11 protein-coding genes and 1 pseudogene are annotated in these 16,248 nt (G+C 63.1%); 6 read left to right on the top strand and 6 right to left on the bottom strand.

Going from position 1 to position 16,248, the window contains the following annotated elements:
- The first annotated feature begins 80 nt into the window (after positions 1 to 80).
- Positions 81 to 1,025 carry a LysR family transcriptional regulator gene (locus tag JOY50_RS10225; RefSeq protein ID WP_028613506.1) on the top strand — a complete coding sequence of 315 codons (945 nt, stop codon included), beginning with the start codon at positions 81 to 83 and terminating at the stop codon, positions 1,023 to 1,025.
- A gap of 203 nt (positions 1,026 to 1,228) precedes the next feature.
- Positions 1,229 to 2,641 carry a DOPA decarboxylase gene (locus JOY50_RS10220; RefSeq protein ID WP_138736748.1) on the top strand — a complete coding sequence of 471 codons (1,413 nt, stop codon included), beginning with the start codon at positions 1,229 to 1,231 and terminating at the stop codon, positions 2,639 to 2,641.
- A gap of 140 nt (positions 2,642 to 2,781) precedes the next feature.
- Here JOY50_RS10220 and JOY50_RS10215 read toward each other — a convergent pair whose 3' ends face one another.
- The gene (locus JOY50_RS10215; protein ID WP_028613508.1) at positions 2,782 to 4,155 is read right to left on the bottom strand and encodes an MFS transporter; all 1,374 of its coding nucleotides are present in this window, start codon (positions 4,153 to 4,155) and stop codon (positions 2,782 to 2,784) included.
- Between the two features lie 287 nt (positions 4,156 to 4,442).
- On the opposite strand from JOY50_RS10215, the gene quiC reads away from it, so the two are divergent.
- Positions 4,443 to 6,350 carry a 3-dehydroshikimate dehydratase QuiC gene (gene quiC / locus JOY50_RS10210; protein ID WP_132839692.1) on the top strand — a complete coding sequence of 636 codons (1,908 nt, stop codon included), beginning with the start codon at positions 4,443 to 4,445 and terminating at the stop codon, positions 6,348 to 6,350.
- Between the two features lie 123 nt (positions 6,351 to 6,473).
- On the opposite strand, the gene JOY50_RS10205 is transcribed toward quiC, so the two are convergent.
- Entirely contained in the window at positions 6,474 to 7,148 is a 675-nt protein-coding gene (locus tag JOY50_RS10205) for a bifunctional 2-polyprenyl-6-hydroxyphenol methylase/3-demethylubiquinol 3-O-methyltransferase UbiG (RefSeq protein WP_243055160.1), read from the bottom strand.
- A gap of 89 nt (positions 7,149 to 7,237) precedes the next feature.
- On the opposite strand from JOY50_RS10205, the gene JOY50_RS10200 reads away from it, so the two are divergent.
- From JOY50_RS10200 to JOY50_RS10190, 3 genes are all read left to right on the top strand, one after another.
- Positions 7,238 to 7,750 carry a sigma-70 family RNA polymerase sigma factor gene (locus JOY50_RS10200; RefSeq protein ID WP_132839696.1) on the top strand — a complete coding sequence of 171 codons (513 nt, stop codon included), beginning with the start codon at positions 7,238 to 7,240 and terminating at the stop codon, positions 7,748 to 7,750.
- Complete coding sequence (locus JOY50_RS10195; RefSeq protein ID WP_243055159.1) at positions 7,751 to 8,734, top strand: FecR domain-containing protein; 984 nt, start codon at positions 7,751 to 7,753, stop codon at positions 8,732 to 8,734.
- A gap of 105 nt (positions 8,735 to 8,839) precedes the next feature.
- The gene (locus JOY50_RS10190) at positions 8,840 to 11,269 is read left to right on the top strand and encodes a TonB-dependent receptor (protein WP_243055158.1); all 2,430 of its coding nucleotides are present in this window, start codon (positions 8,840 to 8,842) and stop codon (positions 11,267 to 11,269) included.
- Between the two features lie 31 nt (positions 11,270 to 11,300).
- Here JOY50_RS10190 and JOY50_RS29255 read toward each other — a convergent pair.
- The 4 genes and pseudogenes from JOY50_RS29255 to JOY50_RS10175 all read right to left on the bottom strand — a co-directional run.
- Positions 11,301 to 11,428: pseudogene (locus JOY50_RS29255) on the bottom strand (diguanylate cyclase); the annotation flags it as partial.
- A 92-nt stretch (positions 11,429 to 11,520) separates the two neighbouring features.
- Positions 11,521 to 12,849, bottom strand: coding sequence for a TolC family outer membrane protein (locus JOY50_RS10185; protein ID WP_132839707.1), 1,329 nt, complete (start codon positions 12,847 to 12,849; stop codon positions 11,521 to 11,523).
- Between the two features lies 1 nt (position 12,850).
- Positions 12,851 to 14,191, bottom strand: a complete 1,341-nt coding sequence (locus JOY50_RS10180) for an HlyD family type I secretion periplasmic adaptor subunit (RefSeq protein ID WP_243055157.1) — start codon at positions 14,189 to 14,191, stop codon at positions 12,851 to 12,853.
- A gap of 6 nt (positions 14,192 to 14,197) precedes the next feature.
- Positions 14,198 to 15,934, bottom strand: coding sequence for a type I secretion system permease/ATPase (locus tag JOY50_RS10175; protein WP_243055156.1), 1,737 nt, complete (start codon positions 15,932 to 15,934; stop codon positions 14,198 to 14,200).
- Between the last annotated feature and the right edge of the window lie 314 nt (positions 15,935 to 16,248).

Genomic DNA, 16,248 nt, shown 5'->3' with positions numbered 1-16,248 from the left:
AACCTTCAAGGCTTGTGATGAACCTGTGGGAGCTGGCTTGCCGGCGATTGGGCCGGTCGATTCACTGGAAGGGAGCCTGCATGAACCCCACCTTCGCCTCCCTCAGCCTCGCCCATCTGCGCACCCTCGACCACCTGCTGCAGCTGAAAAACCTCAGCCACGCCGCCGAGCGCCTGGGCGTCAGCCAATCGGCCCTGAGCCGCCAGCTGGCCCACCTGCGCGAGGCCTTCGATGATCCGCTGCTGGTGCGCCAAGGCCGCGGTTATGTATTGAGCGAATACGCCGAAGCCCTGGTCGAACCGCTGCGCCAGGTGCTCGAAGAACTGCACGCCCTGCGCCAACCCGCGGTGTTCGACCCGGCCCGCTGCGAGCGGCGCTTCTGCCTGGCCGCCTCGGACTACGTGGCCGAGCACATGCTGCCGCTGCTGGTGGCCGCGCTGGAACACGAAGCGCCAGGTGTATCGCTGGAGTACCGTACCTGGCAGGCCGGCCAGTATGCGTTGTTGGCCAGCGGCGAAATCGACCTGGCAACCACCTTGTTCGACGAGTCGCCCCCCAACCTTCACGGGCGCTTGCTGGGCGAAGACCGTGCGGTGTGCCTGATGCGCCACGACCACCCGCTGGCCGCGCACACCGCGCTCAGCCAGGCCGATTACCTGGCGCACAAGCATGTGCGCATTTCCGGCGGTGGCGACAAGGACAGTTTCATCGACCGCCACCTGCGCGCCCAGGGCCTGCAGCGGCGGGTCAGCCTTGAGGTGCCGTTTTTTTCTGCCACCGTAAAGGTCATTGCCAACAGCCAGGCCGTGGCCACCGTGCCCGAGCATATCGCCCGGCAACTGTGCCGCTTGCATGATCTGGCCTGGCGGCCGTTGGGCTTTATCGACCACAGCCAGCGCTACTGGGTGGTGTGGCACCAGCGGCTGCAGGCTTCGGCCGAGCATCGCTGGTTGCGCAACCGGGTGTTCGAGCTGTGGCGTCAGTCGCAGTTCGGCGTGCAGGGTGGGCATGCGGGTTTGCCATAGCAGGTATGCGCAAGGCGGGGTTATTCGCCGGCGGACAGGCGCCTAGACTGGGGGCATTGTGTTGCCTGTTCCGGCCTCTTCGCGGGTAAACCCGCTCCCACAGGTACTGCACCGTTCTCGAACTTGGTGCAGTACCTGTGGGAGCGGGTTTACCCGCGAAGAGGCCAGTACAGGCAGTGGATTACCCTCAGGAGAGCCCCCACGTGACCCCCGAACAATTTCGCCAGTACGGCCACCAACTGATCGACCTGATCGCCGACTACCGCCAGACCGTCGGCGAGCGCCCGGTCATGGCCCAGGTCGAGCCCGGCTACCTCAAGGCCGCCTTGCCAGGCACCGCTCCCCAGCAAGGTGAACCCTTCGAAGCCATCCTGGACGACGTCAACCAACTGGTCATGCCCGGCCTGTCCCATTGGCAGCATCCGGACTTCTACGGCTACTTCCCCTCCAACGGTACGCTGTCCTCGGTCCTTGGCGACTTCCTCAGCACCGGCCTGGGTGTGCTGGGCCTGTCGTGGCAGTCCAGCCCGGCCCTGAGCGAACTGGAAGAAACCACCCTCGACTGGCTGCGCCAGTTGCTCGGCCTGTCGGGCCAATGGAGTGGGGTGATCCAGGACACGGCCTCTACCAGTACCCTGGTGGCGCTGATCAGCGCCCGTGAGCGTGCCAGCGACTACGCACTGGTGCGCGGTGGCTTGCAAGCCCAGGCCAAACCCCTGATCGTCTACGTCAGCGCCCACGCCCACAGCTCGGTGGACAAGGCCGCGTTGCTGGCCGGTTTTGGTCGCGACAACATCCGCCTGATCCCCACCGACGAACACTACGCCCTGCGCCCGCAGGCGTTGCAGGCAGCCATCGAGCAGGACCTGGCAGCGGGCAACCAGCCATGCGCCGTGGTGGCCACCACCGGCACCACGACCACCACTGCGCTGGACCCGCTGCGCCCGATCGGCGAGATCGCCCAGGCCCATGGCCTGTGGCTGCATGTGGATTCGGCCATGGCCGGTTCGGCGATGATCCTGCCCGAGTGCCGCTGGATGTGGGACGGCATCGAGCTGGCCGATTCGGTAGTGGTCAATGCACACAAGTGGTTGGGTGTGGCCTTCGACTGCTCCATCTACTACGTGCGTGATCCGCAGCACCTGATCCGGGTGATGAGCACCAACCCAAGTTATCTGCAATCGGCGGTGGATGGCGAGGTGAAAAACCTGCGTGACTGGGGCATCCCGCTGGGCCGTCGATTCCGCGCGTTGAAGCTGTGGTTCATGTTGCGCAGCGAGGGTGTTGAAGCATTGCAGGCGCGGTTGCGGCGCGACCTGGACAATGCCCGGTGGCTGGCGGAACAGGTCGTGGCGGCGGCGCAGTGGGAGGTGTTGGCACCGGTGCAACTGCAGACCTTGTGCATTCGCCATCGGCCGGCGGGGCTGGAAGGGGAGGCGCTGGATGCGCATACCAAGGGATGGGCCGAGCGGCTGAATGCGTCCGGGGATGCGTATGTGACGCCAGCGACGCTGGACGGGCGGTGGATGGTACGGGTGTCGGTTGGTGCGCTGCCGACTGAGCGGGAGCATGTCGAGAAGCTTTGGCAGAGGCTGCAGGAAGTGGTTGCAGGCTGAATTTGCCGGGGCCGCTTTGCGGCCCATTCGCGGCACAAGGCCGCTCCTACAGGGGAACGCGTAAGCCTGGGCTGATGCGATCCACCTGTGGGAGCGGCCTTGTGCCGCGAAAGGGCTGCAAAGCAGCCCCCTGCAATCTATCAGTGGCTCACGGCCTGAAAGCTACCTTTACGGCTAGCTTCATACGCTGCCTTTTCCATCGGCTTGGCATCCGGGTTACCCAGGTCTTCCATCGCCAGGCGGTGGGTTTCCGGGGCGATGTAGGCTGCCAGGGCGCACACGCAAGTGATGAAGAACGCCAGGCTACCGACCACCAGCGGGATGTTGTCCGAGCCAGGCGGGGCAACCAGGGCGAACAGCGCTGGCAGCATGGCGGTCAGCATGGTGCCGATGTTTTGCGCGATGGCCATGGCCGAAACACGGTAGCGGGTGTGGAACAGCTCAGGGTAGAAGCTTGGGAACACCGCGTTGTAACCCTGGTAGACCATGCCCCACATCACGATCGAGGCGGCGAATGCCATTGGCACGTTCTGGATGCTGATTGCATACAGGTAGACGAAGGCCAGCAGGCCAGAGCCCAGGCAGCCGGCGATCATGGTCGGGCGGCGGCCGATCTTGTCCGACAGGTTGCCGATAAACGGGATCACCAGCACCGCGACGATATTGCCCACCACCGGGATCCACAGGTACACGCTCTTGTCGAAGCCGATGCCATAGGCCGGCTGCACCGCGTAGGCTGCGCCGAAGATGGTGGCCACCACCGGGATCACGTTCATCAGGGCCATGAACATCACCAGCACCATGTGCTTCCAGCTGTGACGGAAGGCTTCGCTGATGGGCGACTTGGCAACCTTGTCCTGCTTCTCTTCCTTCACGAATGCCGGGGTTTCATGCACTTCCTTGCGGATGATGAACCCTGCGATCAGCACGATGGCGCTCATCAGGAACGGAATGCGCCAGCCCCATTCGGTGAAGGCTTCGCTGGGCATGAAGTAAGCCAGTGGCAGGAACACTGCCGCCGCCAGCACCTGGCCAGCCTGCACGCCTTGCAGGGTGAAACTGGCGTAGTAGCCTCTTCGACCGAACGGCGCGTGCTCCATGATCATGGAACTGGCCCCGGAGATTTCCCCGGCCACGGCAAAGCCCTGGATCAGGCGCAGCACCACCAGCAAGGCTGGCGCGAGGTAGCCGATGTCGTGGTAGGTGGGCAGCAGGCCTACCGCCATGGTCGACAGGCCCATCAGGAACATGCACAGCAGCAGTACGTTCTTGCGCCCGCGGGTGTCACCCCAGTGGCCCAGCACGAAGGCACCGACCGGACGCGCCAGATAGCCCACGCCGTAAGTGGCCAACGAGGCGATGATGGCCATCTTCGGGTCGGTATTGGGGAAGAAGATCTGCGGGAAGATCAGTGCAGCGGCCTGGGCGTAGATGAAGAAGTCGTAGTACTCGAGTGCCGAGCCTATCCATCCACTGGCGGTCGCTTTTTTGGCTTGCGAGCTGGAGTGAGCCATCGTTGTCTCCGTTGTTATTGTTGTTTGCGCAGGTTCCGCCGTTGGTTCGCCAAGGCAGGAGGCAGTGGTCGGTATGCCTGCGTCTGTGGTTCATGTTGACCACGGGCCAGCGGTCTAGCAATTCGTTAAAACGGGTTTTGTGCGATAATCGAACGCAAAACTAACCATTCCGTACAAAGAGATTGAAGCGACGACTTTACCTGCGAATAATCGATCGTGCCATAAACTGTGACAGGGGTTTTTACCTGACTGGCACCGTAATTTTCCAACAACAAGGAACTCCCGCCATGCAGCGTTCGATCGCTACCGTGTCCTTGAGCGGCACCCTGCCGGAAAAGCTCGAAGCCATCGCCGCCGCCGGTTTTGACGGCGTCGAGATCTTCGAAAACGACTTGCTCTACTACGCTGGCAGCCCGCGCCAGGTGCGCCAGATGTGCGCCGACCTTGGCATCGCCATCACCCTGTTCCAGCCGTTCCGCGATTTTGAAGGCTGCCGCCGCGACCGCCTGCAGAAAAACCTCGACCGCGCCGAACGCAAGTTCGACCTCATGCAAGAGCTGGGTACCGACCTGGTGCTGGTATGCAGCAACGTTCAGGCCGATGCCCTGGGTGACGAACAGCTGCTGGTCGACGACCTGCGCCTCTTAGGCGAGCATGCCGGCAAACGTGGCCTGCGCATTGGCTATGAGGCCCTGGCCTGGGGCCGCCACGTCAACACCTACCAGCAAGTCTGGAACCTGGTGCGCCAGGCCGATCACCCGGCCCTCGGGGTGATCCTCGACAGCTTCCACACCTTGTCGCTGAAGGGCGACCCAAGCGCGATCCGCGACATCCCCGGCGACAAGATCTTCTTCGTGCAGATGGCTGACGCGCCGATCCTGGCCATGGATGTGCTGGAGTGGAGCCGCCACTTCCGCTGCTTCCCGGGGCAGGGCGAAATGGACATGGCCGGTTTCCTGGCGCCGATTCTTGCCACCGGCTACCGCGGCCCGCTGTCGCTGGAAATTTTCAACGACGGCTTCCGCGCCGCGCCGACCCGGCAGAATGCCGCCGACGGTTTACGTTCGCTGCTGTACCTCGAAGAACAGACCCGCTTGCGCCTGGAGCAGGAAAACACGCCAATCGAACCTGGCGTGCTGTTCACCCCGCCAGCGGCCAGCGCCTATGACGGCGTGGAGTTCCTTGAGTTTGCGGTCGACGAAGCCGTCGGCGCGCGCCTGGGCAGCTGGCTTAAGCGCCTGGGCTTTGCCGAAGCCGGCAAGCACCGCAGCAAGGACGTGCAGTTGCTGCGCCAGGGCGATATCAACATTGTCCTGAACGCCGAACCGTACTCCTTCGGCCACAACTTCTTCGAGGCCCACGGCCCGTCGCTGTGCGCCACTGCGCTGCGGGTCAAGGACCAGCAAGCAGCCCTGAAGCGTGCCACTGCCTTCCGTGGGCAGCCGTTCCGCGGCCTGGTCGGCCCCAACGAATGCGAAGTGCCGGCCGTGCGTGCACCGGACGGCAGCTTGCTGTACCTGGTGGAGCAGGGCACCGCTGGCCACACGCTGTACGACACCGATTTCAGCCTGGACAAGGCTGCAGCCGCCACTGGCGGCCTGCGCCGCATCGACCACATGGCCCTGGCCCTGCCAGCCGAGTCGCTGGACAGCTGGGTGCTGTTCTACAAGAGCCTGTTCGACTTCGCCGCCGACGACGAAGTGGTGCTGCCCGACCCGTATGGCCTGGTCAAGAGCCGTGCCCTGCGCAGCCAGTGCGGCACCTTGCGCCTGCCGCTGAACATCTCGGAAAACCGCAACACCGCCATTGCCCATGCACTGTCCAGCTACCGCGGTTCGGGGGTTCACCACATCGCCTTCGATTGTGACGACATCTTCCGAGAAGTGGCACGTGCCAAGCTGGCTGGGGTACCGCTGCTGGAAATCCCGCTGAACTACTACGACGACCTGGCGGCGCGCTTCGATTTCGACGACGAGTTCCTTAGCGAACTGGCGTACTACAACGTGCTGTACGACCGCGACGCCCAGGGCGGGGAGCTGTTCCACGTGTACACCGAGCCGTTCGAGGAGCGTTTCTTCTTCGAGATCATCCAGCGCAAGGGTGGCTATGCCGGTTACGGTGCGGCCAACGTCCCGGTACGCCTGGCAGCCATGGCCAAGGCCCGTAGCGGCGCGGCGCGCAAGCCCGTGCTCTAAGCCCGACGCGGTCGGTGTAGGAGCGGCCTTGCGTCGCGATGGGCCGCAAAGCGGCCCCAGGTTGTGTGTCACGGCATAAATTTCTGGGGCCGCTTCGCGGCCCATCGCGACGCAAGGCCGCTCCTACACCAACCGTATCTCGGCCACCATCAACAGCGACTGCGGCACCGCACTTTGCGGGTGCTGTGGTTCCTGCAAACTGACCAGGCGCAACCCGGCCATGTCCAGCGCATTCAGCCAGCTGGCCAACGTACGGAAGTACCACGGCATCGGTTGCCAGTCCCCGGCAAACCCGGCAAAAGACTCCTCTCGCCAGCCATCCTGATAGTCGCCGCCCGCCACGCTCCATGGGTGCAGGGTCTGGATCACCAGCGCCCCACCTGGCACCAGCAATTCATTCATCGCCGCCAACAGCGGAATGATGTCCTGGTGCAACAGCGCAAAGTTGGCACAAACCAGGTCATAGCCTGTGCCTACACAGGCCTGCGCATCGGCCAACTGCGCATAACTGGCCAGGTGGACCTCGGCCGAGCCCGCAGCGCGCGCGGCCTCTACCAGCGCCCGGTCACCATCCACGCCCACGGCGTCGATACCGCGGTCGTCCAGCGCACGCAGCAACCAACCCTCACCACAGCCCAGGTCCAGTACCCGTCCGGGCCGGCGGCCAAGGATGGTTAGCAAAATGGCTTGGTCGGTGACCTGCCGACGGCTCTCGATGGCGCCGCTGCGTACGGCGTCGATCCAGGCTTGGGCGTTGTGCTGCCAACTGTCGAGCAAGGTGCATTCAGGATCAGGCATGGTGGTGTCCCGTTGGTTGAACTTGCGTTGTGTTGAAACGCTACCTTAATATTGAAAACAATTCTCACTTGCGTGAACAGAATCGCCCCATGAGCGACGTGCTACCCGGCTCCGACAATCACCTGCGCAATGTAGAGGCGCTGTACAACGGCCACCAGGGCTGGCTGCATGCCAGGCTGCGCAGGCGCTTGGGCAATGCGGTCGATGCGGCCGACCTGGTGCAGGATACCTTCGCGCGCATCCTGGCCTCGAAAACCGTGGTGTTTGAAGAACCGCGGGCCTACCTGAGCTGTGTTGCCGGGGGCATCCTGGCCAACTGGTGCCAGCGTAAATCGCTGGAACGTGCCTACCTCAAGGCGCTTGAGCACCTGCCAGCACCTGAGGTGCCTTCGCCCGAGGCCCGCTTGCTGATTCTGGAAACCCTGCACGAAATCGATGCCATGCTCGACACCCTGCCAGCGTTGGTCCGCCGCGCGTTCCTGTTGTCCCAGCTGGGCGGCATGAAGTACGAGGCCATTGCCGAGCAGCTAGGTGTATCGCTCATCACCATCAAGCGTTACATGAAACAGGCGTTTCTCCAGTGCTTGAGGCTGGTCGACTAGATGGCTGATGTCCAGCGTGGCGGCCCAACGCATACCGAGGCACTTGAAGAAGCGGCCGAGTGGTTGATGGCCATGAGTGCAGGCGCAGTGACCGATGCGCAAAGGGCCGACTGGTTGGCCTGGCGCAGCAGCAGCCCCGAGCGTGCGCAGGCCTGGCAACGTGCCGAACGGCTGATGGGCAAGCTGGACGGTTTGCCGCCGGCGCTGTCGATGTCGGCGCTCGACCGCCCGGCCGACCCGGGCCGACGGGCGATGATCAGCCGGTTGGCGTTGCTGCTGGCCGTGCTTCCGGCGGGGTGGGCAGGTTGGACGCTGACCGAGCAACAAGGATGGGCCGCCGACTATCGCTCGGCCGTAGGCGAATGCCGCCAGCTCACCTTGGCCGATGGTACGCAGATCTTCCTCAATACCGACTCTGCAATCGACATCCGTTTCGATGCCGACGAGCGTTTCATTCAACTGCGTCGGGGTGAAATCCTGGTGCAGACAGCGCCCGATATCGTAGTGCCTGCGCGCCCGCTGCGGGTGGGAACACGAGAAGGGCGCATGCAAGCCCTGGGCACGCGTTTCAGCGTGCGAGAGCTGGACGGGCGCACCTGCCTGGCGGTGATCGAAGGGGCCATTCGTATCGAGCTCGCCCGCGCGGCGGCCAAGGCCGGCACCGTTGTACAGGCCGGCGAGCGTGTCGATTTCACTGCACACACGGTCGGCCGGCCGGTGCCGGTTGACGCCACCGCGACGGCCTGGACCCAGGGGATGCTGCTGGCAGACGGCATGCGGCTGGATGACTTTGTGACCCAGCTGGCGCGCTACCAGCGCGGCGTCATTCGCTTCGACCCTCGTATTGCCGGCCTGCGTATTTCCGGGGCGTTCCCGGTCAGCGATACCAGGCGCAGCCTGAGTATGCTGGAGTCGACCTATTCGTTGCGGGTATCCGCGCACATGAACGGCTACTGGACCCTGCTTTACCCCGCAGAGCCGTGAAATGCCAGGCACAGGAAAAAAACTGCTTGGTGGGTGATACTTTTTTCAGTCTCGGCTGGCAACAGGATGAACACTTCCATTCCCAGCCAGAAGGACCCGCCTGTCATGCCTGTTGCAAGTCGCCCATCGCCAAAGCGTGCGTTAGCTGTTGCGGTACGCAGCACACTCTTCGGTGCAGTTCTGGTATCAGGGGCCGGCTACCTTTTGCCCGCCGTCGCGCAACCCCTGGATAGCGTGAGCATCCGGACTTACGAAATTGCCCCGGGCAGTCTGGGGCGGGTGTTGTCCAGTTTCGCGCTGGCCTCGGGCGTTGCGCTGTCGTTTGAACCGGCACTCACCGATGGCTTGCAGAGTCCTGGGCTGAGCGGTGCTTATTCGGCGCGTGAGGGTATCGCCCAGTTGCTTGCCGGCAGTGGCCTGGAGCTGGTGGAACTGAGCAACGGCAGTTACCAACTGATCCGTCAGCCAACCAGTGATAAAGGCCTCACGCTGGCCGCCACGACCATTGATGCCAGCAGCATGCGCCACGAAACACTGCCAGAGGCCTACGCAGGCGGACAGGTTGCACGCGGCGGGCGGCTAGGCATGCTGGGCAACAAAGACGTGATGGATACGCCCTTCAACGTCACCAGCTACACCGCAAAAACACTGGCTGACCTGCAGACGGTGACTGTGGCCGATGCCCTGGAGCGTGACCCCTCTGTGCGCTCCACCGGGCAGACGGGTGGCATCGTCGACTCGTTTTTCATTCGCGGCTTCCCGGTGGGTGAAGGCAACCTGGGCGAGCTGGCCTTCGATGGTGTGTATGGCGTTGCACCCAATTACCGCGTGTTCACCGAATATGCCGAACGGGTCGAAGTGCTCAAGGGGCCGGGGGCCCTGATGTACGGTATTTCCCCGAACAGCGGCGTTGGCGGCGTGATCAACATCGTCCCCAAGCGCGCGCTCGCCGAAGATTTGACCCGTGCCACCGCCAGCTACAGCTCTGACACACAGGTGGGCGGCCACCTCGACATCAGCCGCCGTTTCGGGGCCCAGCGGCAATGGGGTGCGCGTTTCAACGGCAGCCTTGCCCAGGGCGACACGGCTATCGATGACCAGCAACGTGCGCTGGACATTGGCGCTATTGCCCTGGACTACCAAGGTGAGCGCTTGCGCCTGAACCTGGACTTCATCAGCCAGAAGGAGCGGTGGGATGCTGCCTCGCGCCCCTTCACCGTGGCCCCCGGTTTCGACGTCCCCTCTGCCCCCAGTGGCCGTACCAATCTGCCGCAGGACTGGGGTTGGTCGAGAACCACTGAACAGTCAGCGTTGCTGGGTGGTGAATACGACATCAGCGACGCGTTGACGGTGTTCGCCCATGCCGGTGGCGGCAGGGCAGATGTTGCGCGGATGTCTGATCAGGTTCCCCGGATCCTCAACGCGGCGGGTGACACCAGCAATATCCCCGGTTACTACAAGTTCAACGTCGACCGCTCCACCGCTGACGTCGGGCTGCGTGGGTTGTTTGAAACCGGGCCGATCAACCATACGATTACCGTCATGGCCACGCGTTATCAGGATGAGTTGTCCCGTGGCATCAACAACGGCACGGAAATTCGCTCGAACATCTACCACCCGGTAGATGTACCCAAGCAATACATCGCTGCGCCAAAGGTGGACCGGGTGTCGGAGGCAGAACTGTCGGGCGTTGCCCTGACTGACACTTTGTCCGTACTCGACGACCGCGTGCAATTGACGCTGGGAGTGCGTCGGCAGGAAATCGAGTCACGCAACTACAGCACCACGGGTACGATAACCTCGCGCTACAAAGACAGTGCAACCACCCCCGTGGTGGGCGTAGTGGTCAAGCCGTGGGACAACATTTCGCTGTACTACAACTATGTCGAAGGCCTGAGCAAAGGTGATGTCGCACCGGCAACGGCGAGCAATGCCGGTGAAGCGTTCGCGCCATACAAGACCAAGCAGCACGAGCTGGGAGTGAAGTACGAGCGCAACACGTTCATGACCACCTTGTCGGTATTCCAGATAGAGAAACCCAGCGGTGAGCTGGGCGCGGGCAACCAGTTCTCGGTGCAGGCACAGCAACGTAACCGTGGCGTCGAGCTGAGCATGTTTGGTGAGGTTGCGCCGGGCACCCGATTGCTGGGTGGCATGACTGTGCTGGACAGCAACTTGACCGATTCGGCCACGGCCGCCAACAAGGGCAACGAGGCAGTAGGTGTGCCAGATGTACAGGCCAACCTGTGGGCCGAGTGGGATACCCCTTGGTCTGAAGGTGTCACGCTGACCGGTGGTGCCATCTACACAGGCAGCCAGTACATCAACCAGGCCAACACCCAGGAACTCGATGCCTGGACACGGTTCGATGTGGGGGCGCGCTACGCCACCCGCATCGACGGCCACCCTACAACGTTCCGGGCGACGGTGCAGAACGTGTTCGACCGCGAGTACTGGTCGGGCGTGGCTTCGTACGGCGCGATATCGCCGGGTTACCCCAGGGCGCTGCAACTGTCGGCCACGGTTGACTTCTGATGCAGGTCCGGCACCGAAGCGCAGGGTATCGTTACCCGGTCGCCGTGTGTTTTCGCTTGACCCCGTACATATCCCCATCGGCATGACCCAGCAGCATGTCGGCATCGTTGCCATGCTGCAGGACGGCGCGTTGATGCCGGACAACGTGCTGCGAAGAGGCCCTTATGGTCGATGGAAGTCTGTCGGTTTTAAGGGCTGCTTCGCAGCACAAGGCTGCTCCTACAGGGATAGAGCATGCGTTCAGGTATTCATCAGTTGCTCACCATCAGCTCCGGGCCCAGGTAATCGTTGACCTGCTGGATATCATCATCCCCCAGGCTGCCTACTGAAGAGGCCAGGCGCAGCCGTGACATCAGGTAGTTGAGCTTCGCCTCGAACAGGTCGTGGCGGGCGTCATACAACAGTTCCTCGGCATTGAGCACATCCGAGTTGGTGCTGGTGCCGCCTTCCTTGAAACCCTTGCGGGTCGAGGTCAGCGAGCGCTCGTTGGAGGCCACGGCCTTTTCCAGCGCATGAATACGCAAGGCGCCGCTCTGCACGCCGCGGTACTCGCGGGTGGTGCCGGAAATCACCTCCTGACGGGTAGCATCCAGCTCATCCAGGGCCTTGGAACTGTTGGCGCTGGCCTGGCGGGTCAGGGCGCTGGTGCTGCCGCCGCTGTACAGCGGAATGTTCAGCTCCAGGCCGATCGAGCTGTAGTGGTTGCGCTGGTTAAGTTCGGAAATCGACTGGCTGCTGCCGGCGTTGTAGCCCGCCACGAAATCCAGTGTTGGCCAGTGCCCGGCGCGGGCACGTTTCACTTCCTCTTCGGCCAGCTCATAGTTGTGCCGGCGCGCGTGAATCAGCGGGCTGTCAGCCTGGGCTTTGACCAGCCAGTCCTGCAGGTTGCCCGGCATCAGCGGTGGCGTGCTGAAGCCCGGCTGCAAGGTGGTCAGCGCCTGCGGGGTTTCACCGATGTATTCCTCCAGCTTGCGGCGGGCATTGACCAGGTTGTCCTGGGCCTCGATCAGGTCGGCCTCGGCCAGGTCGCGGCGGGCCACCGACTCATCGACATCGGTGATGGTACCGGCGCCCAGCTCCTTGCGCCGTTTTGCCGAAGCCTGCTGCTCTTCGAAGGCGTTCAGCTTGGCCTTGGCCAAGGTGATGGTTTCGCTGGCCAGCAGCACGTCGAAGTAGGCGTCGGCCAGGCGTACCGCAGCGTCCTGGCTCTTGGCGTCGAACACCGCCACGCTGTAGTCGGCCCGTTGCTGGCCCTGGCGGTACTCGGCCATTTTCTGCTTGTTGAACAGCGGTTGGCGCAGGCGCACATTGGCGCCCTTGGAGTCATAGTTCAGGTCGTTGTCCTGGCCATTCTGGCGCTGGCTGCCATTGACCCTGTTGAAGTACGCCGCTGCGTTGATCTGCGGCAGCAGGCCGGCCTCGCCAATGGCGCGGTTTTCGCTGCCGGCTTCTTTTTCGTGCACTGCAGCGCGGTAGATCGGGCCTTGGTACTGCAACAGGTCCCAGGCTTGCTTCAGGTCCATGGCACTGGCCTGTACGGCCACCCCCAGCAGGCACAACATCAGGCACGAGCGTTTCATGTCATTGCTCCTTGAACGCGGCGTCGACGCGTTCGAGCATGGGTTTTAGCAGGTAGCTGAGCAGGTTGCGCTCGCCGGTCTTGATGGTGACGGTGGCGGGCATGCCGGGACGAATGTGATTGCTGCCCAGCAGGCCCATGCCGGCCGGTGTCACTTCCACTTGGGCCAGGTAGAACGGCTGCTTGCTTTCTTCGTCGAGCAGACGGTCGGCGGAAATGGTCTTCACCCGCCCCGGGATGTTCGGCGTCTGCGCGTGGTTGAAGGCCGGGAAGGCGATGTCCACGGCCAGCCCCGGCACCATCTTGTCGATGGCCTGCACCGGGATCATCGCGTCCACCTGCAGCGGCTGATCGAGCGGCACCACTTCCATGATCTTGGCGCCTGGCTGGATGATGCCGCCCACCGTGGCGATGCTCAGGCCCTGGACCATGCCGTCGATAGGCGAGCGGATCACTGTGTGGGTCACTTCGTAGTCCAGCGCACGTAAACGGTCGGCCAGGGTGGTGTTTTCCTTGGCGGTGTCGGTCAGTTGCGATTCCACTTCCTTCAGGTAGTCGTGCTGACGCTGCAGCATGCGCAGCTTGATTTCGGTGGCCTGGCTGCGCGCCCGGGCAATGTTGTTGAGGTTTTCGGCCTGGCCGGCGGACAGGTCGGCATTGCTGCGCTCCAGCTCAAGCAGGCGGTTGCGCGGTACATAGCCTTCGGCGGCCAGGACCCGGGTGCCTTGCAGCTCCTGGTTGAGGAAACCGATCTGCGAGGCGCGCGCGCCGTACACCTGCTGCAGGCCTTTGAGCTGCACTGCCGAGGCGGCGAGGTTTTCTTCGAGAATGTCCAGTTCACCAGCAAGCCCGGCGCGGCGGGTGTCGAGCAGGCGCTGTTGCAGGTCCATGGCAGCCAGCAGCCTTGGGTCATTGTGGTAGTGCTTGAGCAGGGAAGGGTCGAAAGTGACCGTATCGTGGCCATCGCGTTCGGCTTCCAGGCGGTTTTCCACGGTCTTGCTGACGATGTACTGTGCACTGAGCGCGCCTTGCTCGGCCACGGCGCGCAATGCATCGAGGCGTACCACCTCCTGGCCTTTTTTAACCACATCGCCTTCGCGCACCAGGATCGCCTCGACCGTGCCGCCGCTCAGGTGCTGCACCGCCTTGCGGTTGCTGGTGACCTTGACCGTGCCGGTGGCAACCACGCCAGCGTCCAGTGGCGCCAGGCAAGACCACAGCATGAAACCGCCAAAACCGGCGATCACCATCCACACGCCCCAGCGTGCCGGCCGGCCTGTGTCCAGGTCGATCAGGTTGTTGGCTTCGGCGGGAATCAGTTCAGAGTGCTGAGCCATTTGCATGATCGGTTACTCCCGTACTTTTACCGAAGCCAGCGGGGCCGTATTGGCCGCTGGAATCACACTGGCCTTGCGCAGCGCCGCGAACACTTCGTCACGGCTGCCGAGCATGTGCACCGCGCCGTCACGCAGCATCAGTATCTTGTCTACGGCGCACAGTACATTGGGCCTGTGTGAGATCAGGATCACCGTGGCACCGCGCGCCTTCAACTCGGCCAGTGCATCGACCAGGGCCTTCTCGCCCACGTCATCAAGGCTGGCGTTAGGCTCGTCCAGTACCACCAGGTTGGGTTCGCCGTACAGCGCGCGGGCCAGGGCGATGCGTTGCTTCTGGCCGCCGGACAGCGGGGTGCCGTCGGCCGCCAGGCGGGTGTCATAGCCCTGCGGGAAGCGCAGGATCATGTCGTGCACGCCGCTGCTGCGGGCAGCGCGGATAACCGCATCACTGTCCACTTCGGCAAAGCGCGCTATGTTTTCGGCGATGGTGCCCTCGAACAGTTCCACGTCCTGCGGCAGGTAGCCCAGCCAGGGCCCCAGTTCGGCCTTGTTCCAGGTGAAAATATCGGCCCCGTCCAGGCGCACCTTGCCAGCCTGGGCCGGCCACACACCCACCAGCAGGCGGGCGAGGGTGGACTTGCCTGAAGCCGAAGGGCCGATGATGCCCAGGCTTTCACCCGGGACCAGGCTGAAGCTGACGCCGCGGACGATGCTGGTTGTGGTGCCGGGGGCGCCGGCAATCACGTTTTCCACGGCCAGCATGCCCATCGGCCGTTGCAGCGACATGCTCGGTGGCCGTTGCGGGTAGTCCTGCAGCAGGTCGTTGAGCCGGCCCCAGGCCAAACGGCAGCCCAGCAGCTGCTTCCATGAGGCGATCACCTGTTCCACCGGGCCCAGGGCGCGGCCGGTCAGGATTGAGCACGCGATCATCATGCCGGGGGTGATCTTGCCTTCGATCGCCAACAGTGCGCCGGTACCCAGAATTACCGACTGCAAGGTGATACGCACGAAGCGCCCGGTGCTGCTGATCAGCGCCGCGCGGTCGGAGGCCAGGGTCTGCATCTGCAGGATGCGCAAGTGACCTTGGTACCAGCGCTTGCCGATTGACGGCAGCATGCCCATGGCCTCGATCACTTCAGCGTTGCGCAGGTTGTTGTTGGCGTAGCTGGCCGACGACAGTGACGCCTGGTTGGCTTCGGCCAGTGGCTTTTGCGTGGCCTTTTCAGTGAGGTAGGCCAGGCCCACAAGGACCAACGAGCCGATCATCGTGACCAGCCCGAGCCATGGGTGGATCAGGTAGCAGACCAGCAGGTAGATCGGTGTCCAGGGGGCATCGAAGAAGGCGAACAGGCCGTTGCCGGTCAGAAACTGCCGCACCTGTGCCAGGTCTTGCAGGGCCTGGGCCGGGTTGCCGCCGGCGCGGCTCAGGTTGCGTTCGAAGGCGGCGCTGAAGATGCGTCGGTTGAGCGCCATGTCCAGGCAGTTGCCTACCCGGATCAGCACGCGGGTACGGGTCATCTCCAGCGCTGACATCAGCAGGAACAACCCGACCACCAGCAGGGTGAGCATGCCCAGGGTGGTGATGTTACGGCTGACCAATGCGCGGTCATACACCTGCAGCATATAAACCGCTGGCGTCAACATCATGACGTTTATCACGCCGCTGAAAGCGGCCAAGGCGTAGAAGCTGCGGCGCAGGCGAAACAACACGTCGGCCAGCTCGGAGCGGGTGCGTGGTGGCTTGGGCATCGGAGGCCTCCCTTTGTTACAAGGCGGGAAGCCCTTGCGGCGCCCCGTACAACGGTAGTTGTGGCTTCTTGGTTGGCTCGCAGGCAGGTCGCTCTAATGGCGAATGGTCCAAAAACGCTGCGTTGCTCCCACATGCTGAAGCGTAGGTTGCAACGAAACATCCAGTAATATCATTTTGCTCTATGAAATCTTTGAACTTTTTATAAGTGCCTACAAAACAGCTAGTTGCATCGCATTATCATCGCTGAGTGATTTTTTGACGGGATATTGACAAGAGTTTCTTCTACGACTTTAGTCTGAGGTATTCGGGCCCT

The sequence above is a fragment of the Pseudomonas sp. BP01 genome, from assembly GCF_022760795.1.
GTDB classification, from domain to species: Bacteria; Pseudomonadota; Gammaproteobacteria; order Pseudomonadales; family Pseudomonadaceae; genus Aquipseudomonas; species Aquipseudomonas putida_Q.
This window is presented reverse-complemented; position numbering and strand designations above follow the sequence as displayed.